This window comes from Pedobacter sp. KBS0701 (genome assembly GCF_005938645.2).
Taxonomy (GTDB): domain Bacteria; phylum Bacteroidota; class Bacteroidia; order Sphingobacteriales; family Sphingobacteriaceae; genus Pedobacter.
Genome location: NZ_CP042171.1, coordinates 1,494,918 through 1,508,850, shown reverse-complemented (window position 1 = coordinate 1,508,850; position 13,933 = coordinate 1,494,918). Strand labels below are relative to the sequence as shown.

Genomic DNA, 13,933 nt, shown 5'->3' with positions numbered 1-13,933 from the left:
ACCACGTTTATTTTTTAAAAATTTTCATCGCGAAACCACCGCCTTGCGCCATGTTAACGGATAATTTCCGATCAGCAGGGATAGCAATTCGCTCCTTTTTGTAGTCTGTAGCGATTTTATTGGCATTCATACCATCCTGATAAATTTCTGCAGCATAATCTCCGGTGCCAAGAAAGCTGAGATCGAGATCAAGTTTGCGCGCTTCCCAATTGGTTAAAGCACCCAGGTACCAGGTGTTTCCTTTCCTGCGGGCAGTAGTGATGTATTGCCCAATCTCACCATTAAGTACAATGGTATGATCCCAAATCGTAGGTATAGCGCTGATAAAATCGGTACATTCCTGCTCCTTCGCATAATTATCAGGGCTATCACAGAGCATATTTAGGGGAGATTCAAAAACCACATATTCTGCCAGCTGCCTGCAACGGGTTCCCTGACTCATGGGTTCATCATTTATTCCCCTATGGCTGCGCCGGGTGGCATTACGCATTGCTCCCTGGGTATAATCTACCGGGCCAGCTATCATCCTGATAAAGGGCATGGTCACATCGTAGGTAACCATATCCATTTCAGACCCGGTCCATTTCATCTGCTCAAGACCATTTACTGCCTCATAGTTGATTACATTTGGAAAAGTTCGGTTTAACCCTGTGGGTTTATAAGTACCGTGAAAATCGACCAGCAGTTTATATTTAGCAGCCGTTTCTGCAGCACGGTAGTGAAAATCAACCATATCCTGATCATCCCGATCCATGAAATCAATCTTAAAGCCTTTTATCCCCAGCTTGGAATAATGCCTGCAAACCTGCTCTAAATCGCGTTCAAAGGCATAGTATCCGGCCCAGAGAATAATATCTACATTTTTGGTTTTCCCGTAAGCAATGAGTTCTTTCAGGTTAATTTCAGGTACAATCTCAAACAAACTCGCCTTGAGGTTCACCGCCCAACCCTCATCCAGAATCACATATTCAATTTTATTTTTGGCAGCAAAATCTATATAAGCCTTATAGGTTTCGGTATTAACCCCCGAAACAAAGTCTACCTTACTCAGGCCCCAGTTATTCCACCATTCCCAGGCAACTTTTCCTGGTTTTATCCACGAAATATCCTTTAACCGGCTGGGTTCGGCTAACTTGTAAACCATATCATTATCAGCCAGGGCTTTATCGCTGGTTGTTACGATGGCCATTCGCCAAGGGAATTTTGCGCCAGCCTTACTTTTAGCGAGATAAGGCTGGCGTGAGGTCACTATTTGTTGCAGCTGGTTATGTCCGCCTTGTTCGGTAGATTTTGGATACGTGGCAAAGTTTGTCTCCAGAACGGTTCCACCGGCAGAATTAAAAAGAAACATACCCGGATAGCTTTGCAAATCAGCTTCTGCCAAACACACTTTCTTTCCCTTATCCAATTCTACTACTAGAGGCGAAAACGCAAGTTTACGGTTATCCATTTTACTCAGATTGCTGTAGGTATAGGTATTTTCAAATGAATTGAAATATTGTCCTTCCAATGCCTTTTCCTTAGTCTTCACATAAGGGATGTAGGCTTTGTAATCTTTTGGAAAATGGAAAGCGGCCAGTTCTTCATTAACGATAAAATCCTTGCTACCAGTAGATACAAAACGGTAAGCCATTCCTTCATTGTAAAGTCGAAAAATCAGTTTAAAATCTTCCCTGAATTCCAGTGTTAATTCTGAGTAGTGATCACTTATATGGTTTCTTTTGTAAAAATGAGCGGGAATATCTTGTTTAACCGTAATGGTTTTAGCTTGTTTTAAGTGAGATTTGATACCGAAGGTTTTCCCATTGCCTAGTTTCATGGCTATTGCACCAGAACTCAGTACCCCTTCTTTATCGTGTTCCAGCTGAAAACAAATACTATCGGCAATGCTTACATCCACCTGCAACCTCCTGTCGGGAGAATTAACACTAACCCTCTTTTGGGCGGTTGCGGGGATGCTAAGGAACGTTAAAAGGAATAAGTATAATATAATTTGTTTCATTGGTTTATCTTAAAATGGTATAGCTGTACATCACGAAATCATTTATAACGGGTAATGTTACCTTCAGGGAACCTTTACGACCAGTGGTCTGGATCATCGCCTTCCCCCGTCCAAGCAGCGGCTTCAGCTGTATCCGGACATTTTCCGGAAACCACGTCTCCAGTATGCCTGCAGCATCCAGAGTGTTTTCCCTGAACACAATCAGATAACCCCTATCTTTTTGAAGAGATTGAAATCCTGTCCAGGATTTGCCCGAAGGCTCCTCACCAATTGGCAAAATGGTTCCCTGATGGAAATCGTGCTGAACCTTTTTGTATTTTGCGATTAGTTTTCCCAGTCCCAATGCTTCTCCAGGAAGCCCTGTTCCTTCGAACCAGGCCAGGGGCTGGGCAGCCATTGTACTGGCAAATAAATATTCAAAAGCATACCTCGAAGGAGCGAAAGGATCATTGCCATACTTGTCGGCATTTCTCCATTTATTTAAAAATTCTATCTGTAACTTCTCTGCCGGAACATATTTAGAAAGTTGCCATAAGTTACGAAGTGTCCAGTAAGGATAGTAGTTTTGCCAGTCGGTGTAACGGTTTTCAAGAAAAATGTTACCGTATTCAGTAAAAAGATGGTACCCGCCCCGGCGACCTGCGGTGGCATCGAGATTGAAAACAGCCTGGTTTTCTGTTTCGCTTAACACTTTACTAAACATTTTACCAAGATTAATTTCCGATTGCTTGTTGGGGATGGAGAGTCCATCAATTTTAAATGTCCTGATTCCGTACATCCGGTAGAGTTCAACCATCGCCGAAGCGTCTTTCTCCCAGTCTGCATAGTCTTGCTGAATACTAGGGTTAAACCATAAGCAAATCTCAATGCCCAGCGCCTTGCCCCTCTTTACGATCGGACCAAGTCCGTTAGGATATTTTGCAGTATCAGGTTTCCAATAATTGGCATTGTCCCAAATATTTTTAAAAGATCCTTTTGCTAAAGCAGAATTCGGACTTTTTCCGCGCTGCCATCCATCATCGATCTGAAAATGTGTGATTCCCAACTTTGCTGCAGCTTCCAGTTCTAAAAGGCTAAACCGTTCATTAACTTTAGCATCCTGGCTCCTATCACCCCAGGTATTCATCATCACCATTTCGTCTCGCTGCGGCTCATTTTTACGGATGGTTTTCTGATAAGCACGTAATGCCTGTAGCTGATCTAACTCCTGTCCGCTATAAACGCCCAACACAACCATATAGGCTTTGCGCCACTCATCTGCACGGATATCCCTGGCACTTAGCCCCAAACCGTTTACGGCAAAATGGCCAAATTCAGTCGTAAAATCCTGACCGCCATAGGCCAGCTGTACACTGGAAGCTGGCGCTTCCTTTAAGAAAAAAAAGCCGGCCTCTTTTTCCTGGTTGTGCGCGAAAAGCAGGTTGCCCCGGTAACTTCTTTTTCGATAGGGGATAAACTTATTCTCCAGTACAAGATTGTTGTTCCAGTCGGTTACGTCAAAAAATTCAACTGCTTTAGCCTGCCAATGGTAACCTTCCAGCTTTAATTGATCTAAAACTGCAGCAGAACCGTTAACCTTCATGTCATCAGCAAATTCAATGTTTTTTTGGTCAGCGACATTGGCCGGTTGCCCTCCTGCTATCCCCTCAACCTGTCCTTTCAGATAGGTTTCGCAAGCAATCGAAGCACTTTGAGCATTAACCCGGTAAATTCGTTTGATATCAAGACTGCCTATAGAAAAAGAAATAATGGTTTCCTGTGCGGAGATCTGGACAGTATTGTCTTTTCTCACTAACACCTCATAATGCCCATTTTTTGCGCCGGTGCCGGCTTGAATGTAAAAATCGGGGTTTCTGAGCTTGTTAAACCAAACTTGCCTGCCTTTTTTGTCGCTTAGGCTGTAAGTGATAACATCCCCCCCGTTCCAGATAAACTTACGCTCTATAAATTGATTGCCTATGGTAAGGGTATCCTTATCCAGGCGGCTGTAGCATCCATCCTGTGCGAGGCAGGGTAAACCGGCCATAGCAGAAGTAAGAAACGGTAAAAAAGCATAAATTGCCCATTTCCACCCGCTGTTAATCTTCTCAAAGATTGGCATCGATATAAACGGTGTGGGAGAATTTCCGGAACTTTGCGGAATGCCCCGACTGTCGATCTCATAATAATTTGTAGTAGTCATATTTGGAGACTCCAAAACTAGCTACTTGTGCCTAAGCAAGGGTTCGGTTTTGTACGGAAATGGTTCAGTTTTGTACAAATCAGCCATGATGTATCTTGTTACAGCGCTCCTCACCATAAGATAAAATAGATTTGGTAAAGTGTAAGATTTTAAGGCTTACCTACACAGACTCGAAAAAGATGGCCATGGCGGATGAAAACCAGTTGCTTTTTTTTTTGCGAAACTCCCAGATGGAAGGGCAGAAAATCCCCATCATTCCACCTACATTAAAACTCATGCAAACTTTTTATCCTTATCCGGGGTTAACTTTACACATGAGCATCAAAACAAACGACGGGATATTCAGGACAGTAACCTCAATCATCCTTTACACAGCAGGACTGGTTATTCTGCTCTGGTTTTTATTTAAAATCCTTAGCGTAGTACTTCTTGGCATTTTTGCCATTGTTCTGGGGGTGATCATTAATGCACCGGTAAGCCGCCTTGAAAAAAAAGGCATGAGGCGCTGGCTGGCCAGTCTGATTGTGTTTTTCGTGATTTTTGGAATTACCGCACTACTCGGCTGGATGGTAGTTCCACACCTGAGTGACCAGCTGGATGTGCTAATCGGAAACCTGCCAAAATATTATGCAAGCGTGTCTGGCTATCTGGATTCGCTGCTCAGCAAATTTCCAGAACTCAGAAAGGAGATCAGTGATGGCGGAACTTCGATTTCCTCAGCAATACCTTCCATCGGCAATACGGTTATGGGCATCGGAAATTTTTCATTTTCTGTTCTGGGTGGCGTTTTCGTTTTTATCGTTTTTATCTGCATGGTCGTATTTTTCGTAGGAAATCCAAAACCTATTATTGAGCTCTATCTTACCGTATTTCCGGTCAGGCAAAGGGAAAAAGCAGAAAACGCGATGAAACATACGTCGGTCATGCTTGTCGGCTGGATGAAATCCAATCTGATTGGTGGCGCAATAGAGGCTGTGCTGGTATATGGTTTCCTTACATTGATGAATGTTCCGGGCGCACTTGTCTGGGCAGCACTGGCCTTCTTTTCTGAGCTTATCCCAAAAATCGGGTTCTATATTATGGCTATCCCCCCTACGTTGGTGGCGCTATCGGTAAGTCCTGCAACGGCCCTCTGGTGCCTGGTATTCTTCCTGTTGCTTAACGAGCTGGTTTCTGATTTTCTAATGCCAAAACTCAGGTCTTCAACAATGAATATCCACCCCATGTCATCACTATTCCTGCTGCTGGCTATGGGAACAGCATTCGGCCTTACCGGCGCCTTGCTTGCAACGCCGCTCGCTGCAATCATCAAAGCGTACTATGAAGAGTTTTACCTGCGCCAGTTCCCCGCAGATCCAAAACTTGAAGAACGAACCAATGATATCATCTACCATTAGTTGGTTTGACGCACGTATAATTTAACTGGCCTGGCCCAAATATTGATGAACATCGGACAATGGTTTGCCAGTGCATCTTACCTAAAAATGGGATTAGTTTCTCCATGCCCGTCTGAAAATGCGCCGTAAACGTTAACATGTTACAATCGGCTAAAAACAGCAGTACTGGTATGAACACCTGGACAGACAACAGAAGTTTCCTGAATAGCCTGAGAACTTCCATGCCATCTAATTAAACGCTATCCAGATCAAAATACCCATTTACCCAGGCGTTCCTCACCATCACGACCTTTATGAATTTAATTACTTTTCTCCAGTTCCAATATTTTTTGGAACATAGGGTCGTGTTTTAAAAGAAAAGATTTCCCAAATATTTCATCTTTTGTTGTTGTGCGCAGATATAAATCCTGAATCGTGTAGGGAACCGGATATTCTACATGGTTCTGAAAAATATCACCTACTGCTTTGATATCTGTGAGATCGATCTGGGGCTCAACCCTAAAAATAAATTTGCTAAAGGGTAACATCATCATCAATGTACTGGCCTGAAGTCCTCCCAGTAAATCAGGCGTCTCACCGATGCTGACCAGCTGCTCACTGCTATTTGCCAAACTCGATAAGTTGCTGGCAGATGAGTAAATGAACTTATCCTGGAGCACATATATTTTTCCATCAAAATCATAAGTAACGCTATCAGGAACAACGAAATTAAAATCCTGTTTGATATAATACATCTTTTGCGATTTCAATATCGGACCGCCAGGATTGAAAGTATAGATACTGCTTTTAAGTACAGAGTCCCTGTTGATATGATAGTGCGCCTGAATGTAAGGACTAAAATTTCTGGCTACAACTACGTTCTTCTTTAGCGTGTCTTTAACTAATTTACTGAGGAATTTGTTATACGTATTGTCACTTCCCCCTCCATTGCCCCTGATATCGATTACTACACCTTTTACTTTATGGCTCCGAAAAACACTCCCCAACCGGCGTTTTATCGTATCGCCCAGTTCTTCCCGCATCGCCGGGATTTTGGCATAAAAGATCCCCTGTTTCTCAAAAAAATGGGTAATGACCGTATCGGTCTGGCTAAAATAACCATAATTGTTATGTTTAACTGCAAGATAACTTACGGTATCCTTACTGGAAATGTTAAGCTGGTGCCTGATGTTTTTTTGATCAAGAAAAGTAAGCTTAAGGATTCCGTTTTTATAGATTTCTGCCGGCCAGTAAAAATTTTCATCATAAACCCTGTTCCTTACCTTATCCCATCGCAATGGAGATACAAGCAGAGTGAGTGATTTTACAAAATCATGAATATTTTTGCCGTTACAGCTAAGGAGTTTCATGCTGGCGGGATATTTTTTTCCCTGATAGCTAAAGGGCAGAAGATTATAATATTCTCCCGAAGTATAGATCAGATTGAGCTCAGCTTTAGAATAATAGGCCTCTTTTAAATACCTTGCATACTGATACATGTTTGAGGTTTCACTACTGTCAAAAGATACCAGCTTAGCGGGAATCCAGTATTTTTTAACAATGTCGAGCAAAGTGGAATTTACCTGGCTTGTGTGACCGTCTTGTGCAGCATTCAGTGTTTTTTTAATGATAATGAGATACTGCCCCATCGTGGTTTGAGGAGTAATTTTCTTTCTGAGCTGCTTTGCATGCAAACTGAAGTCGATACCCCTCACCTCTTTGTTATAGTAAACTACCGGACTGATCTGTTTGATGTAGGAAACGAGGGTATCATGCTCTTTAAGCATCTGGTGATAGGATATTCCGGGCAATTCTGATTCATCCCTAATTTGGGCATTGGCAACCAGAAAAGGCGTCAAAAGGAATAAGATAGCTATCGAAAAGAGGTATTTCATTGTATATTTTTTTCACAAAGAAACTAAGACATTGTTTCTTAAAATTGTAAAAATCGTTCACAATTACTTTTTGTTGAAAATCCAGGCCAGGTCATTATGTTCAATGGAAATTTTATCGATGAGCTGGTTTGGAGAATGACCGGAAAATGATCTGAAGTCTTTAATGAAGTGGGCCTGATCATAATATAAATGTGAATGCCCTGCACTCGTTAAGGTTTTCAAAGCACTTCGCTTATCAAGTATTTCATTCAGTATATTTCTAAAGCGCCAGGTCCTGATATAAGATTTTGGATTCAGCCCCACATTATTCTTGAATAACCGGAACAGTGTAGGGTTACTTATTCCAAGTTTTCCGGCCAGGGTTTCAACAGATAGATGATGTTCGCCACCCTTTCCTATCAGGTACAAAGCCTCTTTGAGTTTTTCGGGCTGCCTGTCATTTAGATTTGCCAGCAGTAAGCTTTCAAGTTTATCAGCTCTGATGGAAAAATTTTCTTCTTCAAATATCTGCTCCAGAATAAATTCATTCCTGTTTTTGAATATATCAAATACATGATCTGAGCTTATTAAATCCTCAAAAGATTCACGGGTAAAAACGCTTAATGCCGCCGGATGAAAAAGAATGCATACCTGATCAAGAGAAGTTCTGATCTCAACATTGAAAGGCATCTTATGAAACCCGAACAATCTGCTTTTGAAGTTAACCGTGCCCGGTGTAATTAAGCAATTATTGCAATCTGAATCTTTAATGTAATCGATTTTGTTTTCCCTGTAAATTGCGAGGCAAAGGTTGTTATTTGGAAAAGTAGAATAGTTTAAAATATTTGCATCAGTCTTCTTGAAAAATAAAAAGTATTGAATGTACTTTTTCAATATCTCATTTTTCGGCCTGATTATTACGGATTGCATTCTGCTGTAAAAATAGTTAATTGACTACAGTAAACCAACCCGATCTAAATCTCCTGAGATGATATATCTCATAGAACAATAAAATTTATCCCATAGAATGGTCGTCATCCTAATCCGATAGCTATCGGATGTAGCGAAGCGAAATGGAGATATTTTTGTACCGGGTTATTTGAAATCTAATTTAAAAGATTTCGCTTCGCAGGGCCTTCGGATTCTCCACTACGGTCGAAACGATACTTCGAGACCATTCACCTCTCTTGTACATCTGTCGTTCATATTGATTTTTATAAAAGAAATTATCCTTTAGCGTGACAGTAAAATGCTATGTAATATTTGCTATAAAAATTTAAACAGGCTCTAAAACATTTCCTGTGTCAATACGTTTATAAACTGATTCCGGAGTGGTTCCCGGGATACATTAGTTTGGTTAGTTGATAAGGGATATCCTCAAGGTAATCCCTTTCTTTTTATCCAGACGATCCTGTTATCAGACAAAAGAATTCTTCGTTTCCAAGCATTTCAAATCCCCGGTCCTTCCTGAAAGCGCTAACAGCAGTATAAAATATCTTTAAAAAACACGATTATTGACCTGATTCCATTCAAATTCTTTAGTCTATCCCCATTTTCAAAACCTCCGGAAGTAGGATATCAGTGCCGGTTCAAGAACATAATCTCTTTTTCCAGTGTTTAAAAGGCATAAACATCTTTAATTTAAACTATGAAATTTATAACATCAAAAGCCCAGGATGGCAGCGAAGTAAATATCCACTATCAGGATTTAGGATCTGGAAGACCTGTAGTACTGATCCACGGCTGGCCGCTCGACCACCAGATGTGGGATTATCAGGTAGCTGCTTTAACTGATGCAGGATACCGTTGCATCACTTACGATAGAAGAGGATTCGGTAAATCAGATAAACCATTGGCAGGTTACGATTATGATACTTTGGCAGATGATTTGAAAGCTGTAATTGACGAGCTTGGAATTGAAAACGCTGTGCTTGTTGGCTTCTCTATGGGCGGTGGCGAGGTGGTAAAATACTTCAGCAGACATGGAGGCAAAGGGGTATCAAAAGCTGTGTTGATAAGTTCAATAGCACCATTCATGTTACAGACAGATGATAATCCGGATGGCGTTCCGCAGGAGAAAATCGATGAAATAGCAGCAGGTATACAGGCAGATCGTGCCGGATTTCTTGGTGGGTTCGGGAAACAGTTCTATGGCGTTGGCTTGCTAAACAAACCTGTGAGCAATGAGATTCTGACCAATGACCTGGTGGTAGCGATGCAGGCAACTTTAAAATCGACGCTGGGCTGTGCGAAGGCTTTCTCATCGACTGATTTAAGGGGAGATATTTCGTCAATAAATGTACCTACCCTGGTTATCCACGGCGATGAAGATCAAACTGTGCCAATCAAAGCAACAGGTGAGCAGGCTGCTGCAATGATCCCCGGTTCAAAATACATTGTTTATCAGGGTGAACCGCATGGACTTTTCATCACGTCGAAGGATCAGCTAAATGCTGATTTGATAGCATTATAGGTAATTAAACAGGCATTATTTCATCCTGTTACTTAAAAGCCGGTAGGATTATCTCATCCTTCCGGCTTAAAAATCAGTAGGAGCAAAATTATAACGTTTCATCTTTAAATGCATCGCAAATTGACCACATTTAAAGCTGTAGGCTTATTATACTGCCCGCAATTTCTTCTAAAATAAGTTCGGTATCCGGCCGGAAACGGATAAGCTTTCTAAGGCTCAGCCTTTCTTTATGAACGAAATACTGAGGCTTACCAAAAGGATAATGGTTAGGCTAAGTACAGCGAAAGCCAATAAATCACCCTCCACCTGTTGCCTGGTAAAGAGCAAATAAACCATCACGGGGATGGTAACAATAAACACCGTAAAAATTCCTGCGAGGCCATATATATATAGGATGCCAGACTGATCCGGGTCCGGCCTACGCCACCTTTTTCTATCTCGCCGGAGAAAAAAGCAAGCGAGGTTACGCCCCACCCGGAAGAAACACACTAACGAAGTTCCTATTAAGAAAAAGCTTTAACCCATTACCCATGCTGATGTTGGCACCTATGGCCTTAAAGCTGTACCGGTACATAATGGCATGGCAAAGGCAATAAACTATGGTTAATGTAATGCCAAGTACAATTATTAACGTATCAGGTGAACGGAGTATTCCACCAAGCTGATGGAGCTCATACCGCTGATGTAGGAAAAAGAAAATGGCAAAAAGGATAAAGGTAAAGCCAATGATTTCCTTGGCATAGTAACTCCTGGATTTAAAATACTGATGGCTTAGCTTGATCATAGGTCGATTACCTGCCTATGGCTAAAATAACAAATCAGTTCAATAGTAAGACATTTAAAATTATATAAATAACATACCATATTCTTGTTTTAAAAACCAGAAAATACTACATCAGTTAATCTGCCTTTCAACGGCTGACAGTCGTTCCTTTCGAAAAGACTTTTATAGGTTTTTTACTGGAAAAACCAGAAGTCATCGCCCCATCTCACCAAAATTAAAGGAACAATAAACTACTGGCTCGTCATTGGTATAACGGGGCCGTTTAAACTAATTGGTCACACATCTCTATAGATCCGAAATTTTCAAGTAAGGAAAAGATCAGTGAAAATTTCAATGTATTTGACTTTGAGTCGTCTGCCAATGATATGAAAACCATCAAATCGTTAGATAAATATAGCGGACTTGTCTATAGTGTAAAAAAACCTTTGAAAATCTGACTACAACAATTACCAATTGGGCTACTTTTTACAGCACGGCAATCAGGAATTTTATACCTGAAATTTATTCAGTTCTGGAAACAATTAAAAAAAGGATTATGCAAAAAAGAAAATTAGGAAATAATGGATTGGAAGTTTCCGAGTTGGGCTTTGGTTGTATGGGTTTAAACTTTCTGGACGGCAAAGGCCTTGATCAGAAAGAGGCCATAACACTACTACGCAACGCAGTTGAAAGGGGGATCACATTTTTTGATACCGCCGAGGCTTACGGACCTTACACCAACGAAGAAATTGTTGGCACAGCATTACAGCCTTTTAGAAAAGATGTGGTAATTGCTACAAAATTCGGTTGTAAGGATGCCAGACCAGCGGTAGGTTTAGACAGCAGACCCGAAACGATCAGAGCAGTCACCGAAGCATCTTTAAAAAGATTAAAAACAGATTACATTGATCTGCTTTATCAGCACAGGGTTGACCCTAATGTTCCGATAGAAGATGTTGCAGGAACAGTAAAAGACCTTATACAAGAGGGCAAAGTTAAATATTTCGGTTTATCGGAAGCAAGTGCTAAAACGATTAGAAAAGCACATTCAGTTCAGCCTGTTTCAGCGTTACAAAGCGAATACTCTCTGTTTTGGCGTGAACCGGAAGATGAAATCATACCGACGTTGGCAGCGCTAGGAATCGGTTTCGTTCCCTTCAGTCCTTTAGGTAAAGGCTTCCTTACAGGTATCATCAACAAAAAATTAGAAGATGTCGACCGCAGAAATATCATTCCTCGTTTCAGCGAAGAAAATATAAAGGCCAATCTGGTTTTAGTGGATGCACTTTCTGGGATTGCGCAACAAAAAAATATAACAACCGGACAATTAGCATTGACCTGGCTCTTAGCGCAAAAGCCCTGGATCGTACCTATTCCCGGGACTACAAAACTGCATCGTTTAGAAGAAAACATCGGCAGTACAAATATTGTATTAACAACCGACGAAATTACAAAAATTGACACAACAGTAAATGGGATTACCCTTGTGGGTGAGCGCTATCCCGAATTTTTAGAAAAACAAATAGACAAATAAAAACGAACAGCAATGGAAAATATTAAAGGAAAAGTTGTAGCCATTACAGGCGCAAGCAGCGGAATGGGCAAAGCCATCGCCATAGCATTAGCAAAAAACGGTGCCAAGGTTGTTTTGGGTGCAAGGAGAACAGCAGAATTGCAACAAGTTATTGAAGAAATTAAATGCGAAGGTGGCGAGGCCACCTTTTCGCAAATCGATGTGAAGAATAAAGCCGACCTGACGCGGCTGGTCAATACAGCAGTTAAACAATACAGAAAATTGGATGTTATTGTAAATAACGCAGGTATTAGTCAATTAAGCCGCATTGACGAATTGGATATTAAAGGTTGGGAAGAAATGATTGATATTAACCTTAAAGGCGTTTTGTACGGGATGGCGGCCGCAATTCCCATTTTCAAACAACAACAATCTGGTCATATCGTCAATATCATTTCAACTTCAGGAATAAAGATTCTGCCCACGCAGGGCGTTTATGCAGGAACTAAAAATGCCATTCGCACGATTGCAGAGGCGTTTCGTCAAGAGTCTGACGGAAATATACGCATCACGGGTATTTCACCCGGATTTGTGAAAACAGATTTTGCGAACAACATTAAAAACGCAGAAATGAAAACAGCTATTCAAAAAGGCATGGAACAGATTGCCATCAACCCCCTGGCTATCGCCAATGCTGCAATTTATGCTATAAGCCAACCGGAGGATGTTGAAATTGGCGACATTGTGATTCGTCCATCCAAACAAAATTAATTAAATTCGCTAACGAAAAATGCACCAACAATCTAACATCAATCACATTCAGCGTATATCTCAATTGGTGCGAATCCTGGGATTTCCTGCACCATCGCATCCGTTGATTGCATTGGTTGACTACAATAATGTTTCGATGGAAAAGTTTCCAAAAGGGCAAAAAATAAGTCTTGATTTTTACAAAATATCCTTTAAACCTACCTTCACAGGACAAATAAAATACGGGCAGGGATATTACGATTTTGAAGAAGGCGGACTGGCGTTTTTGAAGCCTAAACAAATCGTTTTTTCACCCGAAGAGACAGAGAGCTATGAAGGGATTGCCTTGTATTTTCATCCGGATTTTATCCGAAATTATCCATTAGGAAAAACAATAAATCAATACGGGTTTTTCTCTTACGATGTTTCAGAGGCCTTATTTGTATCTGCAAAAGAAAAAGAAATCATAGCCAATTTATTTACTACAATAACCAATGAATTAGACAACAATATTGACAGTTTTAGTCAGGATGTTTTGGTGTCGCAAATAGAATTGTTATTGAACTACAGCAATCGTTTTTACAACAGGCAATTTATTACGAGGAAAGCAATCAATCACGACATCATAACTTCTCTGGACGAACTTTTAAACAGCTATTTTGAAGATGAAAATAGTCTGAAAAACGGCTTGCCATCAGTAAAATATATCAGCACGGAAATAAAGCTGTCTCAACGCTATTTGAGTGATATGCTGAGTTCATTGACAGGGCTAAACACACAACAGTACATACAGAACGCAATCATAGAAAAAGCTAAAGAAAAATTATCAACTACAAATCTTTCCGTTTCGGAAATTGCTTATGAGTTGGGCTTTGAACATTCACAATCATTTAGCAAACTCTTCAAAACAAAGACAAATGTTTCCCCTTTGGAGTTCAGGCATTCGTTTAATTAAAAACGACAGAAAACGGAAGAATAACAGCAAATGCCACAGATATTT

10 protein-coding genes are annotated in these 13,933 nt (G+C 40.8%); 5 read left to right on the top strand and 5 right to left on the bottom strand.

The genetic code is table 11. The annotated features are described in order from the left end of the window. Positions 1-7: 7 nt before the first annotated feature. On the bottom strand, positions 8-2,002 hold the full coding sequence (locus tag FFJ24_RS05990) for a glycoside hydrolase family 97 protein (RefSeq protein ID WP_138823472.1): 1,995 nt from the start codon (positions 2,000-2,002) through the stop codon (positions 8-10). Between the two features lie 4 nt (positions 2,003-2,006). Beyond that, the gene (locus FFJ24_RS05985; protein ID WP_246862751.1) at positions 2,007-4,184 is read right to left on the bottom strand and encodes an alpha-galactosidase; all 2,178 of its coding nucleotides are present in this window, start codon (positions 4,182-4,184) and stop codon (positions 2,007-2,009) included. Positions 4,185-4,369: 185 nt separating this feature from the next. Here FFJ24_RS05985 and FFJ24_RS05980 point away from each other — a divergent pair, with 185 nt between their 5' ends. Then, complete coding sequence (locus FFJ24_RS05980) at positions 4,370-5,581, top strand: AI-2E family transporter (RefSeq protein WP_168202398.1); 1,212 nt, start codon at positions 4,370-4,372, stop codon at positions 5,579-5,581. Between the two features lie 299 nt (positions 5,582-5,880). Here FFJ24_RS05980 and FFJ24_RS05975 read toward each other — a convergent pair whose 3' ends face one another. Both FFJ24_RS05975 and FFJ24_RS05970 read right to left on the bottom strand, forming a co-directional pair. After that, the gene (locus FFJ24_RS05975; protein ID WP_138823468.1) at positions 5,881-7,455 is read right to left on the bottom strand and encodes a S41 family peptidase; all 1,575 of its coding nucleotides are present in this window, start codon (positions 7,453-7,455) and stop codon (positions 5,881-5,883) included. A 63-nt stretch (positions 7,456-7,518) separates the two neighbouring features. Continuing rightward, positions 7,519-8,364 (bottom strand): AraC family transcriptional regulator, encoded by an 846-nt coding sequence (locus FFJ24_RS05970; protein WP_138823466.1) that lies wholly within the window; start codon positions 8,362-8,364, stop codon positions 7,519-7,521. Positions 8,365-9,082: 718 nt separating this feature from the next. Here FFJ24_RS05970 and FFJ24_RS05965 point away from each other — a divergent pair. After that, positions 9,083-9,907 carry an alpha/beta fold hydrolase gene (locus FFJ24_RS05965; protein WP_138823464.1) on the top strand — a complete coding sequence of 275 codons (825 nt, stop codon included), beginning with the start codon at positions 9,083-9,085 and terminating at the stop codon, positions 9,905-9,907. A 463-nt stretch (positions 9,908-10,370) separates the two neighbouring features. Here the strand turns inward: FFJ24_RS05965 and FFJ24_RS05960 are convergent, their stop codons facing one another. Next, positions 10,371-10,691, bottom strand: coding sequence for a lysylphosphatidylglycerol synthase domain-containing protein (locus FFJ24_RS05960; RefSeq protein ID WP_138823462.1), 321 nt, complete (start codon positions 10,689-10,691; stop codon positions 10,371-10,373). A 535-nt stretch (positions 10,692-11,226) separates the two neighbouring features. On the opposite strand from FFJ24_RS05960, the gene FFJ24_RS05955 reads away from it, so the two are divergent. The 3 genes from FFJ24_RS05955 to FFJ24_RS05945 are packed head-to-tail and all read left to right on the top strand — an operon-like array spanning position 11,227 to position 13,888. Further along, positions 11,227-12,204, top strand: coding sequence for an aldo/keto reductase (locus FFJ24_RS05955; RefSeq protein ID WP_138823460.1), 978 nt, complete (start codon positions 11,227-11,229; stop codon positions 12,202-12,204). A gap of 12 nt (positions 12,205-12,216) precedes the next feature. After that, on the top strand, positions 12,217-12,954 hold the full coding sequence (locus FFJ24_RS05950) for an SDR family oxidoreductase (RefSeq protein ID WP_138823458.1): 738 nt from the start codon (positions 12,217-12,219) through the stop codon (positions 12,952-12,954). Between the two features lie 19 nt (positions 12,955-12,973). Beyond that, positions 12,974-13,888 (top strand): AraC family transcriptional regulator, encoded by a 915-nt coding sequence (locus FFJ24_RS05945; protein ID WP_138823456.1) that lies wholly within the window; start codon positions 12,974-12,976, stop codon positions 13,886-13,888. Positions 13,889-13,933 lie beyond the last annotated feature (45 nt).

What these genes read in the sequence shown, in the direction of transcription:
- FFJ24_RS05985 (WP_246862751.1), bottom strand. Translation starts at nt 4,184, where the DNA reads ATGACTACTACAAATTATTATGAGATCGACAGTCGGGGCATTCCGCAA.
- FFJ24_RS05950 (WP_138823458.1), top strand. Translation starts at nt 12,217, where the DNA reads ATGGAAAATATTAAAGGAAAAGTTGTAGCCATTACAGGCGCAAGCAGC.
- FFJ24_RS05990 (WP_138823472.1), bottom strand. Translation starts at nt 2,002, where the DNA reads ATGAAACAAATTATATTATACTTATTCCTTTTAACGTTCCTTAGCATC.
- FFJ24_RS05980 (WP_168202398.1), top strand. Translation starts at nt 4,370, where the DNA reads ATGGCGGATGAAAACCAGTTGCTTTTTTTTTTGCGAAACTCCCAGATG.
- FFJ24_RS05945 (WP_138823456.1), top strand. Translation starts at nt 12,974, where the DNA reads ATGCACCAACAATCTAACATCAATCACATTCAGCGTATATCTCAATTG.
- FFJ24_RS05970 (WP_138823466.1), bottom strand. Translation starts at nt 8,364, where the DNA reads ATGCAATCCGTAATAATCAGGCCGAAAAATGAGATATTGAAAAAGTAC.
- FFJ24_RS05965 (WP_138823464.1), top strand. Translation starts at nt 9,083, where the DNA reads ATGAAATTTATAACATCAAAAGCCCAGGATGGCAGCGAAGTAAATATC.
- FFJ24_RS05960 (WP_138823462.1), bottom strand. Translation starts at nt 10,691, where the DNA reads ATGATCAAGCTAAGCCATCAGTATTTTAAATCCAGGAGTTACTATGCC.
- FFJ24_RS05955 (WP_138823460.1), top strand. Translation starts at nt 11,227, where the DNA reads ATGCAAAAAAGAAAATTAGGAAATAATGGATTGGAAGTTTCCGAGTTG.
- FFJ24_RS05975 (WP_138823468.1), bottom strand. Translation starts at nt 7,455, where the DNA reads ATGAAATACCTCTTTTCGATAGCTATCTTATTCCTTTTGACGCCTTTT.